This is a genomic window from Cytobacillus sp. FSL R5-0569 (genome assembly GCF_038007265.1).
Taxonomy (GTDB): Bacteria; Bacillota; Bacilli; order Bacillales; family Cytobacillaceae; genus Cytobacillus; species Cytobacillus kochii.
Genome location: NZ_JBBOWW010000001.1, coordinates 3,525,332 through 3,542,190, shown reverse-complemented (window position 1 = coordinate 3,542,190; position 16,859 = coordinate 3,525,332). Strand labels below are relative to the sequence as shown.

Genomic DNA, 16,859 nt, shown 5'->3' with positions numbered 1-16,859 from the left:
GGGTTGAATTTTATTAACAAGAATAAAGTCCTGTCTCGATTCGATGTGTTGTTTTTGTCTTTTGGTGCAATGATTGGCTGGGGGTGGGTTGTGCTTTCAGGCAACTGGGTTCATACTGCTGGTTCTGTTGGAGCAACGATTGCCTTTATTGTTGGCGGTATTTTAGTTTCTTTTGTCGGACTTGCTTATGCAGAATTATCATCAGCAATGCCGACAAATGGGGGAACGATGATTTTTGCAGAAAGAGGTATTGGACGTAAGTCTGCTTTTATTGCTGCCTGGGGGTTAGCACTTTGCTATATATCAGTCGTCGCTTTTGAAGCAGTTGCCCTGCCGACCGTTGTAGAATATTTGTTTCCTAATTATAAAGTTGGTTATATGTACACCATCAATGATTATGATGTCTATCTATCCTGGGTTTTAGTAGGAGTCGCAGGTGCCCTATTTGTTACCATTTTTAACTTCTTTGGTGTGAAATCAGCTGCCTTTTTACAGATGGTATTGACGATCGTGATTGCTTTAATTGGTGTCATGCTCATTGCAGGTGCCGGTGTGACTGGAAGCTTAGCAGATGCTGAACCACTTTTTGTAGGGGGCGTTTCAGGTATTATTGTTGTTCTAGTGATGACTCCATTTATGTTTGTCGGTTTTGACGTTATCCCACAAACGGCTGAGGAAATGAATATACCTCCAAAATCGATTGGACGCCTTTTAATAATGTCAGTTGCCTTTGCTGTTATATTCTATATTGGAGTAGTCATAGCAGTAGGAATAGCAGTAGATAAAACAACTCTTTCGACATCGGTTTTACCAACCGCGGATGCGATGGCAATCATATATGGTTCTGATCATTTTGCCACCATTTTGATTCTTGGAGGAATTGCTGGGATATTGACGAGTTGGAATGCCTTTATTATTGGAGGTAGTCGTATTCTTTGCTCAATGGCAGAGAAGGAAATGATTCCCGCTTGGTTTGGTCGCTTACATCCGAAAAATAAAACGCCAACGAATGCGATTCTGTTTATTGGTGGACTATCAATGTTAGCGCCACTCTTAGGTCGTCCAATGCTTGTATGGTTAGTAGACGCTGGTGGGTTGGCCGTTCTCTTTGCCTATTTAATCGTCTCTATTGCCTTTTTGCAATTACGTAAAAATGAGCCAGATATGCTTCGACCATTCAAAGCAGGGAATTCTAATATTGTCGGATGGTTAGCGGTTCTATTAAGTATTGGCTTTATTATCCTCTTTTTCCCAGGAATGCCTGCTGCATTAATCTGGCCATATGAATGGGTCATCTTTGCAGGCTGGTGGGTTATAGGTGGTCTATTAATCTATCTTAAACGGGAAACTTATATGAAGAGTAGCAAAGATATATCTAGTTCAAAAACAATGTAACCATTCATTTGTTTACGAATGTAGCAAGAAATTTTTTCAAAGAAGATTTTGCTAGCATATGAGTGATAAAAGTATTTTGCACCCTAACAGGGTGCTTTTTTTTTTGTGCCTATTTTCCTATATTCTAGTAAAATTTTTATTAATCATCCGATATTATTATAGTAGACTAATAGTTTGATATAGTCTTATAACTTGTTTATGGGTGTAAAGACCTATTTGTAAGTAAAAAATAATAAGGAGTTATAGGAAAATGAAAAAAGCAACGATTCATGTGAATGAAGCAAGTAAAATAGTAAATATGTCTGTAGCAGGGCAGATGACGATGGAGGATGCAAAGCTTTTTGTTGAGGAATATGTGGCAAAAATCGGTCCGATCAATGGTCCGGATTATGACCTTTTTGTTGATTGTACGGAAATGAAGCTTTTATCTCAAGAGCTGTCTGATAATTTGACAGAAGTGATGAAAATGTATAAAGAGACAGGCTTCAAGAAAGTCATCTATACGATTAAGGAAAATGTAGTCCTCAAAATGCAATTGGCAAGAGTGGCGAGAAACGCGGGTCTTTTACAAGCGAGTGTTGAAGAGGCTTAAATAAGTATGAAGAGCTATTCTATTTGGGTAGCTCTTCATACTTATTTATATGGAAAATAAATCATATCAAGAGGAGAATTGAAAGTGACAGAACAGAATATTAAAATGCGTGCAATAGCTATTTATCATCCTGAGAATGTTGTGACAAATGATTTTTATATTGAACATTTTAAGAAACAAGGGAGGGATATTACACATTTCCTTGAAATCATGGGTAGAAAAGAGCGATACATCATTGATAACAGTAAGGAGAATAGCTTATCAATGGGAATAGAAGCAGCGAAAAGGGTATTAACTAAGGCTGAAATGGCTGGAGGGGATATAGATCTGATCGTTTTTTCCACACAGGTACCTGAAAGGACGTTTCCAAGTCATGCGATGTATGTACATGAGGCCATTGGTGCCAAGAATCATACAATGATATATGATAGTAATGCAAATTGCGCAGGTATGACTTTAACAGTGGAAAATGTGTCACGTTACATGATGGCCAATCCACGTGTGCAAAAAGCATTGGTGATTGGATCGGATGCGAATAGCCTCATATCTCACCCTCAGCAAGAGATTACCTTTGCCAACTTTGCTGATGGAGCAGCAGCTCTTATTTTAGAAAAAACAACAGAAGAAACAGGTTTTATTGATGCCATATTCGAAGTGGATTCTGCGAATAAAGATAATATTGTCTATCCGCAGGCAGGTTTTTCTCAAACGAGAGGACAAGCAGAAAATATTGTTTTCCTACCTTTTGATGGAGCAATGGCCATTCCAGTTGCTTGTGAAATGATTGAAGAGTTGCTTGAAAGAAATAACCTAACAATAGGAGATGTAGATGCTTACTGTTTCTCTCAATTTGCTTTATCAAACATTAAGAAAATACAATCACATTTTGAAATCAACCAGGAGAAGATCATCTACATAGGTGATAAGTACGGTTATACCACTACAAGTAGTCCTTTTATTTGTTTATATGAAGGTATTGAAACAGGAAGGATTAAAAGAGGCGATACGGTGTTATTTTGGACTATTGGTGCGGGGCATGAGATGGTTGCCATGTTGTTTAAGTATTAAGCAAGGAGGTATATCATTATTAAATAAAGAAAAACCAACATATAGTAGTGACTCCTAAAAGTTAGAGCTTTATATTAAGTAACTATTTGGCAGGTATGAATATGGTATTGAACCACTCATACCTGCCATTTTTTCTTTATGCGTTTATTTATATAATGAATGATCTACTCTCCTTTAATTTTCTCAAATGAGTAGCGTGCTTTTCTGAAATACATTACCTGATATAGTAATCCAAAAAAGTTCTCCATATGTGAATTGCCTAAGCAGTTTCCTTTGGGGGAAATACTCTGGAACTCATGTATTAGGTGAAGTTTACGGCATGGTTAGATATAAAAAGAATGAAAGTAAAATGTTAAGCTCCAAAAAAAATGGGGGGATTGAATGAGTTGGAAGGATTTAGATATAGAGAAAATTAATACAATTGAAAAGTTAGTGGCTGAGTTTGAAGTATCTGCTTTATCTTTTTTTGAAGAAGTATATAAAGGTGACCAAATTCCTTTTGGTTCCTTTAAAGTGAGAATCTATGAACAAAAAGAATCTAATACCTTTATTGGTTATACAAATCTAAAACTAAAAGATCCTTTAGGTGGTTTTGAAGGAGCAGTAGGATATGGCTTAAAAATTGAGGATGCCTTAGTAGACATTATAAAAAACTTCAAGAACAATGTTTGTGATTATAGGGATATTTGTAAAAGGAAATTAAATAAGGATGACTTTTCCTTAGTAAGTTATGACGAGTTTTAGTAAAAAGCCCCTTCTCAATCGAGAGGGGCTTTTTACCTGAACAGCTGTTTGTTTTAAAGAACATCTTTTCACAAATTAATTACTAATTAAGTAAATTCGCTTCTAGCCAGTTTGTCTTAACGAATTGCTTTAGCGAAATCTCTTTGGTTCAAACCTCGCTCCTTTTCTAAATTCATCAACTCTGTTTATCAAATACATCTCATCTTTCTTTTTACAAGTATTTACATTTTTAGCTTGTTCACAATGGAAAGGTATATTCCTACAAAACACTCCACATAAGGAGTATCACTATTATATAATTTTGCTGGCTTGATTCTGCATATAAACTTATACCTTGACTTAGAGTTAACTAGAGGGGTTATTCTAGTTTTGTAAGAAACAAACAGGTCAATTCTCTTTAAAATCAAATTATTGGAGGTTTAAACAAATGATAACAGCTAAAGCAAGAGCAGTAGACGGTCCAGACAAACCATTTAGAGTTGCAGAGATTAAAAGACGTGATCTTGATTCACAAGATGTTCTGATAGAAATTAAATATGCGGGCATATGTCATTCTGATATTCATACTGCTCATGGTGAATGGGGTCCAGTGAACTATCCACTTGTACCCGGACACGAGATTGCGGGAATCGTCACAGATGTTGGAGCCGAGGTGACAAAGTATAAGGTTGGGGACCGAGTAGGAGTCGGATGTATGGTTGATTCTTGTGGTGAGTGTGAGAACTGCCGTAAAGGAGAAGAGCAATATTGTTTAAAAGGAAAAGTCGATACTTATGCAGGTGTTGATAAATACGGGGAGCCCACTCAAGGTGGCTATTCAACCCACATTGTCGTATCGGAAGATTTCGTACTCAGAATACCTGATAATATTGAATTTGACGTAGCAGCACCATTACTTTGTGCGGGTATTACAACATATTCTCCGTTAAATCATTGGGGAGCAGGTCCTAACAAGAAAGTAGCAATTGTTGGTATGGGGGGGCTTGGACATATGGCTGTTCAAATTGCACATGCAATGGGTGCTGAAGTCACTGTTCTGTCTCGAACATTGAAGAAAATGGACGATGGTCTGAAGTTAGGTGCAGATCATTACTATGCAACAAGTGACCCAGAAACATTCGAGAAACTTGCTGGATGCTATGACTTAATTATTAATACGGTAAGTGCAAAGATTAATCTGGATGCCTATTTAGGACTACTCAATCTTGATGGCGCGCTAGTAAACGTAGGCGCTCCTGCAGAACCACTGTCACTAAACGTGTTCAATCTAATCGGTCATCGTCGTTCATTTGCTGGGTCTATGATTGGAGGCATCCGGGAGACACAGGAAATGTTGGATTTTTGTGCTAAACATAATATTACTCCTGAAATTGAAGTGATTTCAGCTGATCAAATTGACGAAGCTTATGAACGAGTAGTAGCTTCCGATGTGAAGTATAGATTTGTAATTGACATCAGTACAATGTGAATGACGTAAGCGATATTTATGGGGTACAGCCAATGGCGGTACCCCTATAAAAATTAAATATTAGTAACTAAAAAGACGTCTTTATTTGTTCGTTAAGACCTATGTTCTGAATTTTTCTTTACAAATCCCAATTTTTGCTTTTCATCAATTTACTGTATTCTTCAAAATATACCTTTTCTGAATCTGACGCTCTATCATTCCTAATCCATTTTTTATAACACTTATACCAGATTAAACTAAGAACTCATCTTAAAATAGCCTCTATTCATATCAAATCTTGCTTTTTTTCTCTTATATATTACAGTTAACTCTAGCTAAAATGACCCATTTATTCTTTTTACCCAATTTCTAATGAACAGATGACTTTGCCAATCAACAAATACCATGATATAATTTCTTTCATTTCTAGAGTTAACTCGAAATCTATATCGTAAATAAAGAAACGGGGAGTAATAATGAAGACATATTCTATCAGCGAGGTTGCTAAAGAATTGAATCTTACCGTATATACCTTGCGCTACTACGACAAAGAAGGACTTATGCCATTTATAGAACGTACTGCTAGGGGAACAAGACAGTTTAAAGAATCCGATATCGAAGCTTTAAAAATAATTGAATGTTTAAAAGCCACCGGAATGCCTATTAAAGAAATAAAAAATTTTATTGATTGGTGTTCTGAAGGAGATTCCACCTTGCAACAAAGATTTGATATGTTCATGGAACGAAAAGCTATAGTGGAATCACAACTAGAGGAATTAAACAAGACAATGGAACTCATCAAGCATAAATGTTGGTATTACAGAACAGCTTTGGATTCCGGAACTGAAGATATTCATAAAAATAATAAAATAGAAATTCCTTTTAACTAAATATAGTTCTAAGACAAAGTCATTCTGTAAGTTCTTTTATTCCTTGTGAACCGTCAAGCACGATGTTCGGGATTTGAAGAATGAGTAATAATATGAAGCAAACGGGCACTCTTCCTATTATTTTTTGGCCCCAACTTGGTCCCAAAAGGCATTATCTTACCCTGTTTTGCAAAGTAAATAAAAACGAAAAAACCCCTGAAATGTTGATCTAACAACATTTCAAGGGTTTTATTAGCATTAAAATGCTTAATGCTAATATTAACGAGAGTAGAACTCAACGATAAGAGATTCGTTAATTTCTGCTGGAAGTTCAGAACGCTCTGGTAAACGAGTGAAAGAACCTTCAAGTTTATCTGCATCGAAAGATACGAAATCAGGAACAAAGTTGCTAACTTCAACTGCTTCTTTCACGATATCTAGGTTACGAGATTTTTCGCGAAGAGTAATTGTTTGACCTGGTTGCATGCGGTAAGAAGGGATATCTACACGCTTGCCATCAACTAAGATGTGACCGTGGTTCACAAGTTGACGTGCTTGACGACGAGTACGAGATAAACCTAGACGATAAACAACGTTGTCTAAACGAGATTCTAAAAGAATCATGAAGTTTTCACCGTGTTTACCAGTCATTTTACCAGCTTTATCGAATAAGTTACGGAATTGGCGTTCATTTACACCATACATGTGACGAAGCTTTTGCTTCTCTTGTAATTGTAATCCGTACTCAGATAATTTTTTACGTTGGTTAGGACCATGTTGTCCAGGAGCGTAAGGACGCTTTTCTAATTCTTTACCAGTGCCGCTTAGAGAAATACCAAGACGACGAGATAATTTCCAGCTTGGGCCAGTATAACGAGCCATAATATGACTCCTCCTTTTTGTTTTTATTTGGGTAAAATAAAAACAGTTGTGGTCATCTTTACGCACATTTTGTTTTCAAGTATCTTCGCCCTCGCAGCAGAGGGTTACACAATACCCCATCAACAAAGATTGTTAGAGGAACAAAATGAAACATTAAAGTACACACAAAAGCTGCGATATTTTACACAAAGACTATTATACAATCTTTATTCATTAGAAGTCAATGTTTTGCTGAGTGTAATATGTAGTCAATCAGTAATCTTCAATGTCGAGGTTGTAAGTTGAAAACAATTAATGAAAATGAGTCAATTCCTTATGAACATAGTAAAAACTATAATAAAGAATGATTGATATTGTAAAATATATGATATAATATAGTTCTAAAGTATCTGTTTTGGAGTAGGTTAAAAGAACTATAGTATAGAAAAAAATAGCTAAGTGTAATAATAAATATATTTAAGTGTGATTATCTTTTTTTGTCATTTGTTAAGTCATAAAAATGACAATCTTCATACCATTTAAGAGACGATTAATTATGTCTGTTTTATACATCTGGATTTAGTACATATTCTATCTAAAATGTGGGTGATAAACAAACCACTTTTGAATATAGGTGATATAACTATGGATAAGGAAAATGAAGTAAAAGCGTTACTAGAAATAAAAAGTAAAATATTGGACCTTATATATAAAGGGAACATTTCTAAGAATCAATTTGATGATTTTGTTAAAGAGGTTGCTACTAGTTTAGGATGTATAGCAGCGGGATTTTATTTCGTAAATGAGTGGAAAAGGGCATATCTCATTGAAGGAGAATACCATGCTGAGTTATTGTCTTTACCTGCTATTATTCCTATCGATGAGGTTTATCGTGAAGATCATCCATTCTATATTAATAAAAAACAGGGAACTTATTCGAGTAAAGATGGATGCTTACTCATCTTCTTCCTTCAGCGGTTAGATGGTTTACCAGAGTATTTGGTTTTGCTAAGGGAGGATCAGCAATTTATGTTGAGCCAACCATTTATGAATGAGCTTACAGAAGTCTTGAGTTCCTATGTGTTATTTAAAGGTAAAATAAATGAGCTATACGATGAAAAACTGCATTACACGGAATTGTTCGCATTTGTCGAACGTTTTAGTTTTCATAGAATATTAAAATTGGACGTATTATTAAGTGAAATGTTAAAAATTCTGGATAGGCTATATCCTTCTTTTCAATATTATTTATTGTTGACACATGATTATGAAGAAATCAATCAATTACCAGTGAGGGATCTAGATTATCAGGAGGAAAACAGTCTCGCACTTGAAGCGTATGTATCAGGCGAAGTAACAATAGAACAAACATCAACTGACATTGTCCTATATGCTCCTTTTTTAGGAAGCCAGGGGGTGTATGGTGTTCTCCAAGTGATTACTAAAGGGATATATGCCATTCCTAAAGCAGATCAAAAGTATTTTGGTTTAATTGCGAAAATGACAGGAGCAATCATTGAAAATATTCAATTACATCAACAGTCACAACAATTAATTGGTGATTTGCAATTTATAAATGAAACATCACAGCAATTAAATGCTGATTTGCGTTTTACAGAGACGATTCATTTTATGACAGAACAAATAAAGAAATCATTTCATGCAGAAGAAGTGGGTTTTTTCTTGTCTCAAGATGGTGAAAAATGGACTCCATTAAGTGGTAGCACAAGTTTCTTCTTTGCAAAGAAATCGAAAGCTTTTGTAACATATGTGCAAAAACTGATGTTAGAGAAGAAAGATGCGCTCTTTATTGGCGATTTAACGATTCCCTATATGAAAGCTAGTTACCGTTCTCTTATGGCCGTACCAATGGGAAACTTAGGGGATATGTGGGGGTTTGTCGTGATTTTGCACCCTATGCCTTATTACTTTCCGTTTGATTCATTTAAATTACTCCAAGCATTAATTCATCATACAACACTTGCATTTAAGAATTCGTTATTAAGAGAGGAATTAGAAAAGTTAGTCGTAACCGATCACTTAACGCAACTTTTTTCACGAAGTTATTTGGATAATCAAGTGGAACACTCACTAAAAAGTGATGAAAAAGGTGTTTTAATATTAATCGATATTGATGATTTTAAAATGATTAATGATGAATATGGTCATCAAGTCGGCGACGATATTCTTATTCAAGTAGCAGATATCATCATTCATCATATTAGAGCGAGTGATGTGGGCGCGAGATGGGGAGGAGAAGAACTGGCGATTTATCTTCCAAATGTAGATGCGAAGATCGGTGTTTCTATCGCTAGAAGGTTAAAGGAAAAAGTGAGTCGATTAACGAGTCCAAATGTGAGTATTTCCTGTGGAGTGTCACATTGGAAAGCTAATGAAGAGGAGAGCTATGCAACCTTATTTCACCGTGCTGATGTAGCATTATATGAAGCGAAAAATGCAGGGAAAAATAAAGTTGTTTTTTTAGAAAAAGATAGAGACTAAGAGGTTGATTAGTTTAGTTGGATAGAAATTAAATAGATGGGGTTTAGAATGAGAACTTTTAATGTCCAAACTGGACACTTAGTTCACAAACGCCCAATCCTATTTAGTTAACGCCACTTATACCAGCCTCTTTGTTTAATTAGACACCGATAAATAATAATAATCGTTGAAAATTCTTGTGTGGTAGCATATTCTGAATTATAAGAATCTTTTTTATATTTAAACGGTAATGTTTTGTACTTTTATTATTGTAAGCGTTTTCAATCATAATCCTGGAGGAGATAACCTTGGAAGGTAACGAGAAAAGAATAGAGACCAAATGTATTCATTCTGGTTATGATAGTCAATTATATAACGGCAGTTTAATACCACCTTTATTTCAAACAGCTACATTTACATTTTCAAGTGCAGAGGAAGGTGCTCGCAGGTTTGCCTCTGAAGAAGCAGGGTATGTCTATTCACGTTTAGGGAACCCGACTGTTGAGATCTTAGAAAAACGAATGGCAGAATTAGAAGGGGCAGAAGCGGCATTAGCATTTGGATCTGGAATGGCAGCTGTTTCATCTGTGTTAATGACATTAACGAAAGCGGGAGACCATATTTTATGCTCACAAGGAGTATATGGATGCACATATGGTCTATTGCATTTATTAGAAGAAAAGTACCAGATTTCACATCAGTTTTCTACTATGAGCTCTAGAGAAGAGTTAATGAGTTGTATTACACCAGAAACCACTTGTATTTACATTGAAACACCGATTAATCCAACGCTTGATATTGTTGATCTTGAAATGGTCGCAGCAATAGGTAAAGAAAAACAAATCCCTGTTGTAGTAGATAACACCTTTTGTTCCCCTTATTTGCAAAATCCAATTTCATTTGGATGTGATATTGTTATCCATAGTGCAACAAAGTATTTATGTGGCCATGGAGACGTCATTGCTGGCATTGTGGCAGGTAAAAAAGTGTGGATGGACGACATTGCGAGACATACAAGAAAGGATATAGGTGGTATTATATCTCCCTTTGATGCTTGGTTATTATTAAGAGGTATCAAGACATTAGCTATTCGATTAGACCGACACAGTCAACAAGCTACTATTCTTGCCGAATTTTTACGAAATCATGAAAAAATTGAGCAGGTTTATTACCCAGGTTTTGCTGATCACCCACAAGCTAAGATTATCGCAAAACAAATGAAGCAACCCGGGGGGCTTATTTCTTTTAAAATTAAAGGAGGACAAAAAGAAGCGCAGGCATTGATGAATCATCTAAGTCTAATTAAAGTGGCTGTGAGTTTAGGTGATGCAGAAACTTTAATTCAACATCCGGCAACGATGACACATGCTGTCGTTCCTAAAGAAGAGAGAGAAAAAATGGGGATTGGAGATAATTTATTACGGCTTTCAGTGGGATTAGAAGCAATCGAAGATATTAAAGCAGATCTCTCTGAAGCGTTAAATCGATTCAAATAACATCATCTAATCAAAATGCGAACAAATGTATATATCCTTATTTGTTCGCATTTCTTGAAATTATAAGAACTTCACTAATTCTTTTACAAATGCTTCTAGCATCTTTTCATCTATTTCATCAAAGCGGTCTTTTTCAGGAGAATCAATATCTAAGACACCTAATAATGTTCCATCTTTTACGATAGGAATGACAATTTCCGATTGAGAAGCCGCATCACATGCGATATGGCCAGGAAAAGCATGGACATCTGCAATTCTTTGCGTCTCTTGTCTAGAAGCAGCAGTGCCGCAAACACCTCTACCAACTGGGATTCTTACACATGCGGGCAATCCTTGAAATGGTCCGAGAACAAGTTCTCCGTCTTCCATTAAATAAAAGCCAACCCAATTTGTACGGTCTAAAAATTGATTTAATAAGGCAGAAGCATTACTTAAGTTGGCGATTGTATTTTTTTCACCTTCTAATAATGCAGCAAGTTGCTTAATTACTAGTTGATAATTTTCTTCTTTATTTCCTTGATAATTTTCGACGTTAAACATCATACATCACCATGCTTTCTTTAAGTATTTAAGGTATTATGCCATAAAATAGGTTAAAAGGGGAGACTTTGTCGACAATTAATAAAAGGAAAATCTCTTTTATGCAAGAATAGATTTATTATAACAAGAACAGAGGATATTTGAACAAAAATCTTGTTATAGGGAGGCGAAAGAGCGCATGAAAGAAAATGCTAAAGTGGCAATAATTGATGCAGCTATCTATCTCTTCAACCATAAAGGGTTTAATGGAACATCTGTCAGGGATATCGCCAGTAAAGCAAAAACAAATGTTGCTAATATATCCTATTATTTTGGTAATAAAAATGGTTTGTTAGAGCAATGTTTAACGGAATATTATGAAGCATATATTCAAGAAATTGAGAAAGGGTTTAATCTCTTAGACCGAGGACCGACACATTCCCTAAAGGCCGTTGCTGAAAATATCCTTTATTTCCAATTTGAAAATGTGCAATTAACGAGACTGATTATTAGAGAAATGTCGATCGATTCGCAAATGGTCCGAGAAATTATGTCCACTTATTTAACAAAGGAAAAGTATTATCTAAATAGAATCTTTGAACAAGGATTCAAGACGAAAGAATTCTACTTAAACACGACGGCGTATTTAATCCTACAATGGAAGAGTCTGCTTACTATGCCGTTTCTTAATAGTCATTACTTAACAGAAGTGCTTTACCTTGTTCCCCATGAAAGTTATTTTGTGGAGAAGTATGTACGTGAGACTCATGCTTGGATTGATCATTTTGTTTGTAGAAAAGAGCCAAAAGAGCAGCAGGTGACATTGCTAAATGTTTTGTAACTGGGAATTTAATTTACTCCAACCGTATCCCACAAGTTTTGCTTGATGAGCGTCGGAGCCGTATACAAGTGGAATGCCCATACTCATTGCTTTTTGTGCGACTGATGCAGGAGGATAACTTTCAAGACATAGCGGCTTAATGAGCCCAGCGGCATTATAGTCCAGTTCGTAGTGCTTGTCTTTAACAGCATTCAAAATATCACTAAGTTCCTTTTCAAATTCCTGTTCAACGGGAAATTTTTTTTGGAATTTTTTAACTAAAGTAATATGTCCAATTCTCGTTGGTTTATACTGACCAAGGTCGCTTAAGATGGACTTTTGAACTGTACGAAAATAATGTTGATATACGGCATCGATAGACCCGTATTCATTAATCATATCTTGGAAGACATCAGGGCTATAATCTAAACAATGATAACCATTTTCCCCTTTTAGGAAATGAACAGACAAGATGGCGTCATCGATACTTGGGCCGATTTTATTCAAAAATGCCGTTATTTCGTCTTCATACCCTTCAATATAATCCACTTCTAGTCCGATATGGATATTGAGTTCCTTTTTATATTGTTGTTTTAACTGCTCAACTTCGTCTAAATAATTGGCAATATCACTATTTTTCATAGCACTATCTTTGGCTGGCGCCGGGTCAATAAAATCAATAGGTAAAGGGGCATGCTCAGTAAAAGTGATATCAGTAAAGCCTTGCTCTATCGCTCTATTAATATAATGTTTCATATGATCCTTTGTTCCATGAGGGCAATAAGGCGTATGAATATGACCATCTTTTTTCACGTGAAAGCTCCTTTTTATAGCGAAATAATTGTTATTTCGTGCGATATATGAGATAAATAAAAATAATCATTTATACGTGCAGATTTAACTTTATTCAGTTATTTTTACGGGGAAATAGAAGTTTTTCTGGTCAATTTAAGATGTAAAAAGATTGATTATACGAATTTTGTCCAATTATTTCAATAAAATCTTAAAATAATAGTCAAAAAATGTCGTTTACATGGTATCATAAAAGCATTGAAATGAACAAGAAAATGATTAATTTAAGTATATATATTTGGTTCGGTAACAGAACAGGGGGCTTTACAGATGGGATATGTAATTGGTGTACTCATAGTTTTCATATGCATTTATTTTACAGGGTATTTTTTTAAGAAGAAATACTTCAAGGAAGTGGATCGACTAGAGACATGGAAGCTTGAAATTATAGATCGCCCTGTTTTGGATGAATTATCGAAGGTGAAGGCACTAAATATGACAGGTCAAACAGAAAAATTATTTGAAAAATGGCGTAGTGCTTGGGACGAAATCGTCACATCACAGCTTCCTGAGGTTGAAACGACATTATTTGATGCGGAAGAATACATAGATAAATATCGGTTCAATAAAGCAAAGGAAAGCTTAAATAAAATTGAAGCGGAATTGAACCTAGTAGAGGAACAAATCGACCAGATTTTAATAGAGCTAAAAGAGTTAGTAGGAAGTGAAGAAAAGAACCGCCTCGAAATGGAAGCGTTAAAAGATACATACCGCAATTATAAAAAGCGATTACTAACACAACGTCATGCCTATGGCAAGCCGGGGGAACAACTCGAAAATAGGCTAGGTGAAATGCATAATGAATTCGAGTTATATACTCAAAAAACAAATGAAGGAAACTATCTTGAGGCACGAGAATTAGTTCTTGCTTTAAATCAAAAGATGGAAGAAATGAATGATCATATAGATCAAATTCCTGTATTACTAGTTGAAGTCAATAATAAATTGCCTAATCAGTTAGCAGAATTAAAGGATGGGTTTGAGGAGATGAAAGAGCAAGGGTACCTACTCGAACACCTCCAAGTAGAAAAGAATATAACTGAAATCGAAGAAGAAGTTAAAAAAATAATTGAGTTAGTTGAAGAGATAAACGTGAAAGCTGCTTCTGAACTCCAAGATGAAATTAAGGAACGAATTGATAGTTTATATGAACAGCTAGAAAAGGAAGTTATGGCGAAACACTTCGTTTCTAAAGAAGAAAGCAACGCGAAAGATCTCTTGATTGATAGTAGTGAAAGACATATGGATTTAATAGAAGAAATGCGAGTTATTTCCGATACATATCATGTACCAGACACGGAAAGTGATACACAGGACAGACTTCAGAAGCTACTCACTAATGCCATCAAAAGATATGAAGTATTGGAAGATAAAATCAAGGAACAAAAAGTCCCCCATACAGTTTTAAAAGAAGAATTGACAACTGTAAAAGAAGAATTAGATATGATAAAAGAGGAACAAACTCGTTTTAGTGAAAAATTAGAAGCTTTACGTAAAGACGAAATGGTAGCTAGGGAAAAAATTAATGATTTAAAAAAGCAGGTTAGTGACGTAGCTCGCTTAGTATCAAAAAGTAATATTCCGGGTTTACCAGAAGAATATAAATTTGTAATGAAAGAAGCAAACGATCAGATTAAAGAGGTCATCTTACGACTCGAAGAAAAGCCACTAAATATTGCTTCTGTTAACGATTATATGGAAATAGCCTTAATATCAGTAGAGAAAGCAGTTGAATACACGGAGGATATGATAGAGACATTTTCGTTAACTGAAAAGGTCATTCAATATGGTAATAGATATCGCAGTCGTCACCTAGAATTAAAGGAAAAATTTACGAATGCCGAGCTTGCCTTTAGGAATTATGAATACAAAGCAGCACTTGAACTGGCAGCAACCGCGATTGAAGAAGTAGAACCAGGAGCGTTAGAGAAAATTAAAGATTGGATAAATGAAGAGGAAAAAAACTGATGTGGCTACATCAGTTTTTTTTGTTTGAATTCGCTTGCTATAGTTGTTTCATTCGTTTATAAGTGATTACGAACTTAATTTAGTGCACTGACTGTCTGAACAAAACTCAAAAGAAATGAATAGCAATAAGAAAAAAGCGAAGGCCCCTTTTCCTTCGCTTTTCTTAGTGACTATTTCTTTTTTTTTAATCTTCTTGAGTTTGTAACTGTTCTTTCGGGTTTGTATTGAAAGCGATAATAAAACCAACAATTGCACCAATGATAGCAGGTACAAGCCATCCAATACCTACACTAAATAACGGCAAGATAGAAAGTGTGTTATTTAGTCCTTCGCTCCCAAGACCAGCTGCATTTAATCCATCAATTATGCTAATGATTCCTGTTGGAATGAGTGCGCAAATATATACAATAGATGCTCCTTTAAATACATTGTTTATTAGTGTGAGAAGGATAAGCACAATAGCTAATGGATAAAGGAATGTTAGCACTGGTACTGAGAAATTAATTAATTGTGTCAAGCCGACGTTTGCAATGGCCATACTAAAAATTGAGAAAATAATAACGAACTTTTTATATGAAATACTTGGTACAAGTTTATTAAAGTAAGCTGCGCAAGAGGAGATTAATCCCACAGATGTTGTTAAACAAGCGAAAATGATCGCAAATCCGAGAATATAACCACCTGCAGAACCAAATAAAAATTGTGCGGCTACTGATAATAACGCACCGCCATTTGGTTGTACACCTAATGTATTTGGAGATGTAGAACCAATATAAGCAAGTGATACATAAATAATGGCTAGACCAGCTGCGGCAATAAGTCCAGCGGCAATACAAATCTTTGTAATTGAAGCTTTTTTCGTAACACCAAAGCCTTTGATTGAACTGATCACGATAATACCAAATACAAGAGCGGCAATCGTATCCATTGTCAAGTACCCTTCAATAAACCCTTTAAAGAAGGCACTGTCTACATAAGCGCCTGTTGGAGCTTGAGGGTCTCCTATTGGTGAAATAATCGCTTTTATTACAATTACAGCTAGAATAATTAATAGTAGTGGCGTTAGAATGTTACCGATTACATCTACAAGCTTACCTGGATTCATAGCTAATAAAGTCGTAAGCACGAAGAAAACAATTGAGAATATTAAAAGTGGCCAAATTGAATTGGCAGCGTTTTCAGATAAAAACGGCAATACTCCAATCTCATAAGAAACTGTTCCTGTACGAGGAATGGCAAATAGTGGACCAATGACTAAATACATTGCCACAGTAAAAATTAATCCATACAATGGATGAACTCGATTTGCCATTGTCTGTACATCACCAGATTTTGCAATGGCAATAACAGCAATGAGTGGTAGTCCAACACCAGTAATTAGGAAACCAATAATTGCTACCCATACAGAAGTACCAGCTTCTTGTCCCAAAAATGGTGGAAATATCATATTCCCTGCTCCGAAGAATAGAGCAAAGAGCATTAAACCTATTGAAAAGATTTGTTTGAACGAAAGTGTGTTATTATTCATACAATTTACCCCCTAAGTCGCTCGTCAATAGTCACTATAAAATTTTCAACAGAAACTATAGTACCATGGTTTTGACGAAATGTGTCGAATTATAAAAATGTTGTAATTTTGGGTATATTGAAATAACGGTGGCAAACTTTGAAAGGAATAGATTTTCGGAGTTTTTTTAAACCAATTATTTTCATTATAAATTAAAAACCCAAAATTATAAAGCAAAAC

The 16,859-nt window shown here is 35.3% G+C and carries 14 protein-coding genes; 10 read left to right on the top strand and 4 right to left on the bottom strand.

Annotation, left to right across the window (positions count from 1 at the left end):
- The first annotated feature begins 3 nt into the window (after positions 1 to 3).
- The 6 genes from MKX78_RS17870 (at position 4) to MKX78_RS17845 (ending at position 6,136) form a co-directional block, all read left to right on the top strand.
- Entirely contained in the window at positions 4 to 1,395 is a 1,392-nt protein-coding gene (locus MKX78_RS17870; RefSeq protein ID WP_370873355.1) for an APC family permease, read from the top strand.
- Between the two features lie 250 nt (positions 1,396 to 1,645).
- The gene (locus tag MKX78_RS17865) at positions 1,646 to 1,987 is read left to right on the top strand and encodes a hypothetical protein (RefSeq protein WP_095372256.1); all 342 of its coding nucleotides are present in this window, start codon (positions 1,646 to 1,648) and stop codon (positions 1,985 to 1,987) included.
- A gap of 105 nt (positions 1,988 to 2,092) precedes the next feature.
- On the top strand, positions 2,093 to 3,055 hold the full coding sequence (locus tag MKX78_RS17860; protein ID WP_307316843.1) for a ketoacyl-ACP synthase III: 963 nt from the start codon (positions 2,093 to 2,095) through the stop codon (positions 3,053 to 3,055).
- A gap of 381 nt (positions 3,056 to 3,436) precedes the next feature.
- Positions 3,437 to 3,799 (top strand): hypothetical protein, encoded by a 363-nt coding sequence (locus MKX78_RS17855; RefSeq protein ID WP_307316803.1) that lies wholly within the window; start codon positions 3,437 to 3,439, stop codon positions 3,797 to 3,799.
- Positions 3,800 to 4,226: 427 nt separating this feature from the next.
- Positions 4,227 to 5,267: an NAD(P)-dependent alcohol dehydrogenase gene (locus tag MKX78_RS17850; protein ID WP_095372258.1), complete on the top strand. Its 1,041-nt coding sequence runs from the start codon at positions 4,227 to 4,229 to the stop codon at positions 5,265 to 5,267.
- Between the two features lie 455 nt (positions 5,268 to 5,722).
- Positions 5,723 to 6,136 (top strand): MerR family transcriptional regulator, encoded by a 414-nt coding sequence (locus tag MKX78_RS17845; protein ID WP_095372259.1) that lies wholly within the window; start codon positions 5,723 to 5,725, stop codon positions 6,134 to 6,136.
- Positions 6,137 to 6,394: 258 nt separating this feature from the next.
- Here the strand turns inward: MKX78_RS17845 and rpsD are convergent, their stop codons facing one another.
- On the bottom strand, positions 6,395 to 6,997 hold the full coding sequence (gene rpsD / locus MKX78_RS17840) for a 30S ribosomal protein S4 (RefSeq protein ID WP_095372261.1): 603 nt from the start codon (positions 6,995 to 6,997) through the stop codon (positions 6,395 to 6,397).
- A 624-nt stretch (positions 6,998 to 7,621) separates the two neighbouring features.
- Between rpsD and MKX78_RS17835 the strand changes: the two genes are divergently transcribed.
- Positions 7,622 to 9,478, top strand: coding sequence for a sensor domain-containing diguanylate cyclase (locus MKX78_RS17835; RefSeq protein ID WP_233435210.1), 1,857 nt, complete (start codon positions 7,622 to 7,624; stop codon positions 9,476 to 9,478).
- A 287-nt stretch (positions 9,479 to 9,765) separates the two neighbouring features.
- A complete protein-coding gene (gene megL, locus MKX78_RS17830) occupies positions 9,766 to 10,953 on the top strand; it encodes a methionine gamma-lyase (RefSeq protein ID WP_307316808.1) in 1,188 nt (395 codons plus the stop codon).
- Positions 10,954 to 11,013: 60 nt separating this feature from the next.
- Here the strand turns inward: megL and MKX78_RS17825 are convergent, their stop codons facing one another.
- Positions 11,014 to 11,493, bottom strand: a complete 480-nt coding sequence (locus MKX78_RS17825) for a GAF domain-containing protein (RefSeq protein WP_095372263.1) — start codon at positions 11,491 to 11,493, stop codon at positions 11,014 to 11,016.
- Positions 11,494 to 11,671: 178 nt separating this feature from the next.
- On the opposite strand from MKX78_RS17825, the gene refZ reads away from it, so the two are divergent.
- Positions 11,672 to 12,313, top strand: a complete 642-nt coding sequence (gene refZ / locus MKX78_RS17820; protein WP_095372264.1) for a forespore capture DNA-binding protein RefZ — start codon at positions 11,672 to 11,674, stop codon at positions 12,311 to 12,313.
- Here the strand turns inward: refZ and hisJ are convergent.
- Positions 12,299 to 13,105: a histidinol-phosphatase HisJ gene (gene hisJ / locus MKX78_RS17815; protein ID WP_322910344.1), complete on the bottom strand. Its 807-nt coding sequence runs from the start codon at positions 13,103 to 13,105 to the stop codon at positions 12,299 to 12,301. The two genes, refZ and hisJ, sit on opposite strands and share 15 nt — an antisense overlap.
- Positions 13,106 to 13,414: 309 nt before the next feature.
- On the opposite strand from hisJ, the gene ezrA reads away from it, so the two are divergent.
- Positions 13,415 to 15,112 (top strand): septation ring formation regulator EzrA, encoded by a 1,698-nt coding sequence (ezrA, locus tag MKX78_RS17810; protein ID WP_307316816.1) that lies wholly within the window; start codon positions 13,415 to 13,417, stop codon positions 15,110 to 15,112.
- A gap of 184 nt (positions 15,113 to 15,296) precedes the next feature.
- Here ezrA and brnQ read toward each other — a convergent pair whose 3' ends face one another.
- Positions 15,297 to 16,640, bottom strand: a complete 1,344-nt coding sequence (brnQ, locus tag MKX78_RS17805; protein ID WP_095372267.1) for a branched-chain amino acid transport system II carrier protein — start codon at positions 16,638 to 16,640, stop codon at positions 15,297 to 15,299.
- Positions 16,641 to 16,859 lie beyond the last annotated feature (219 nt).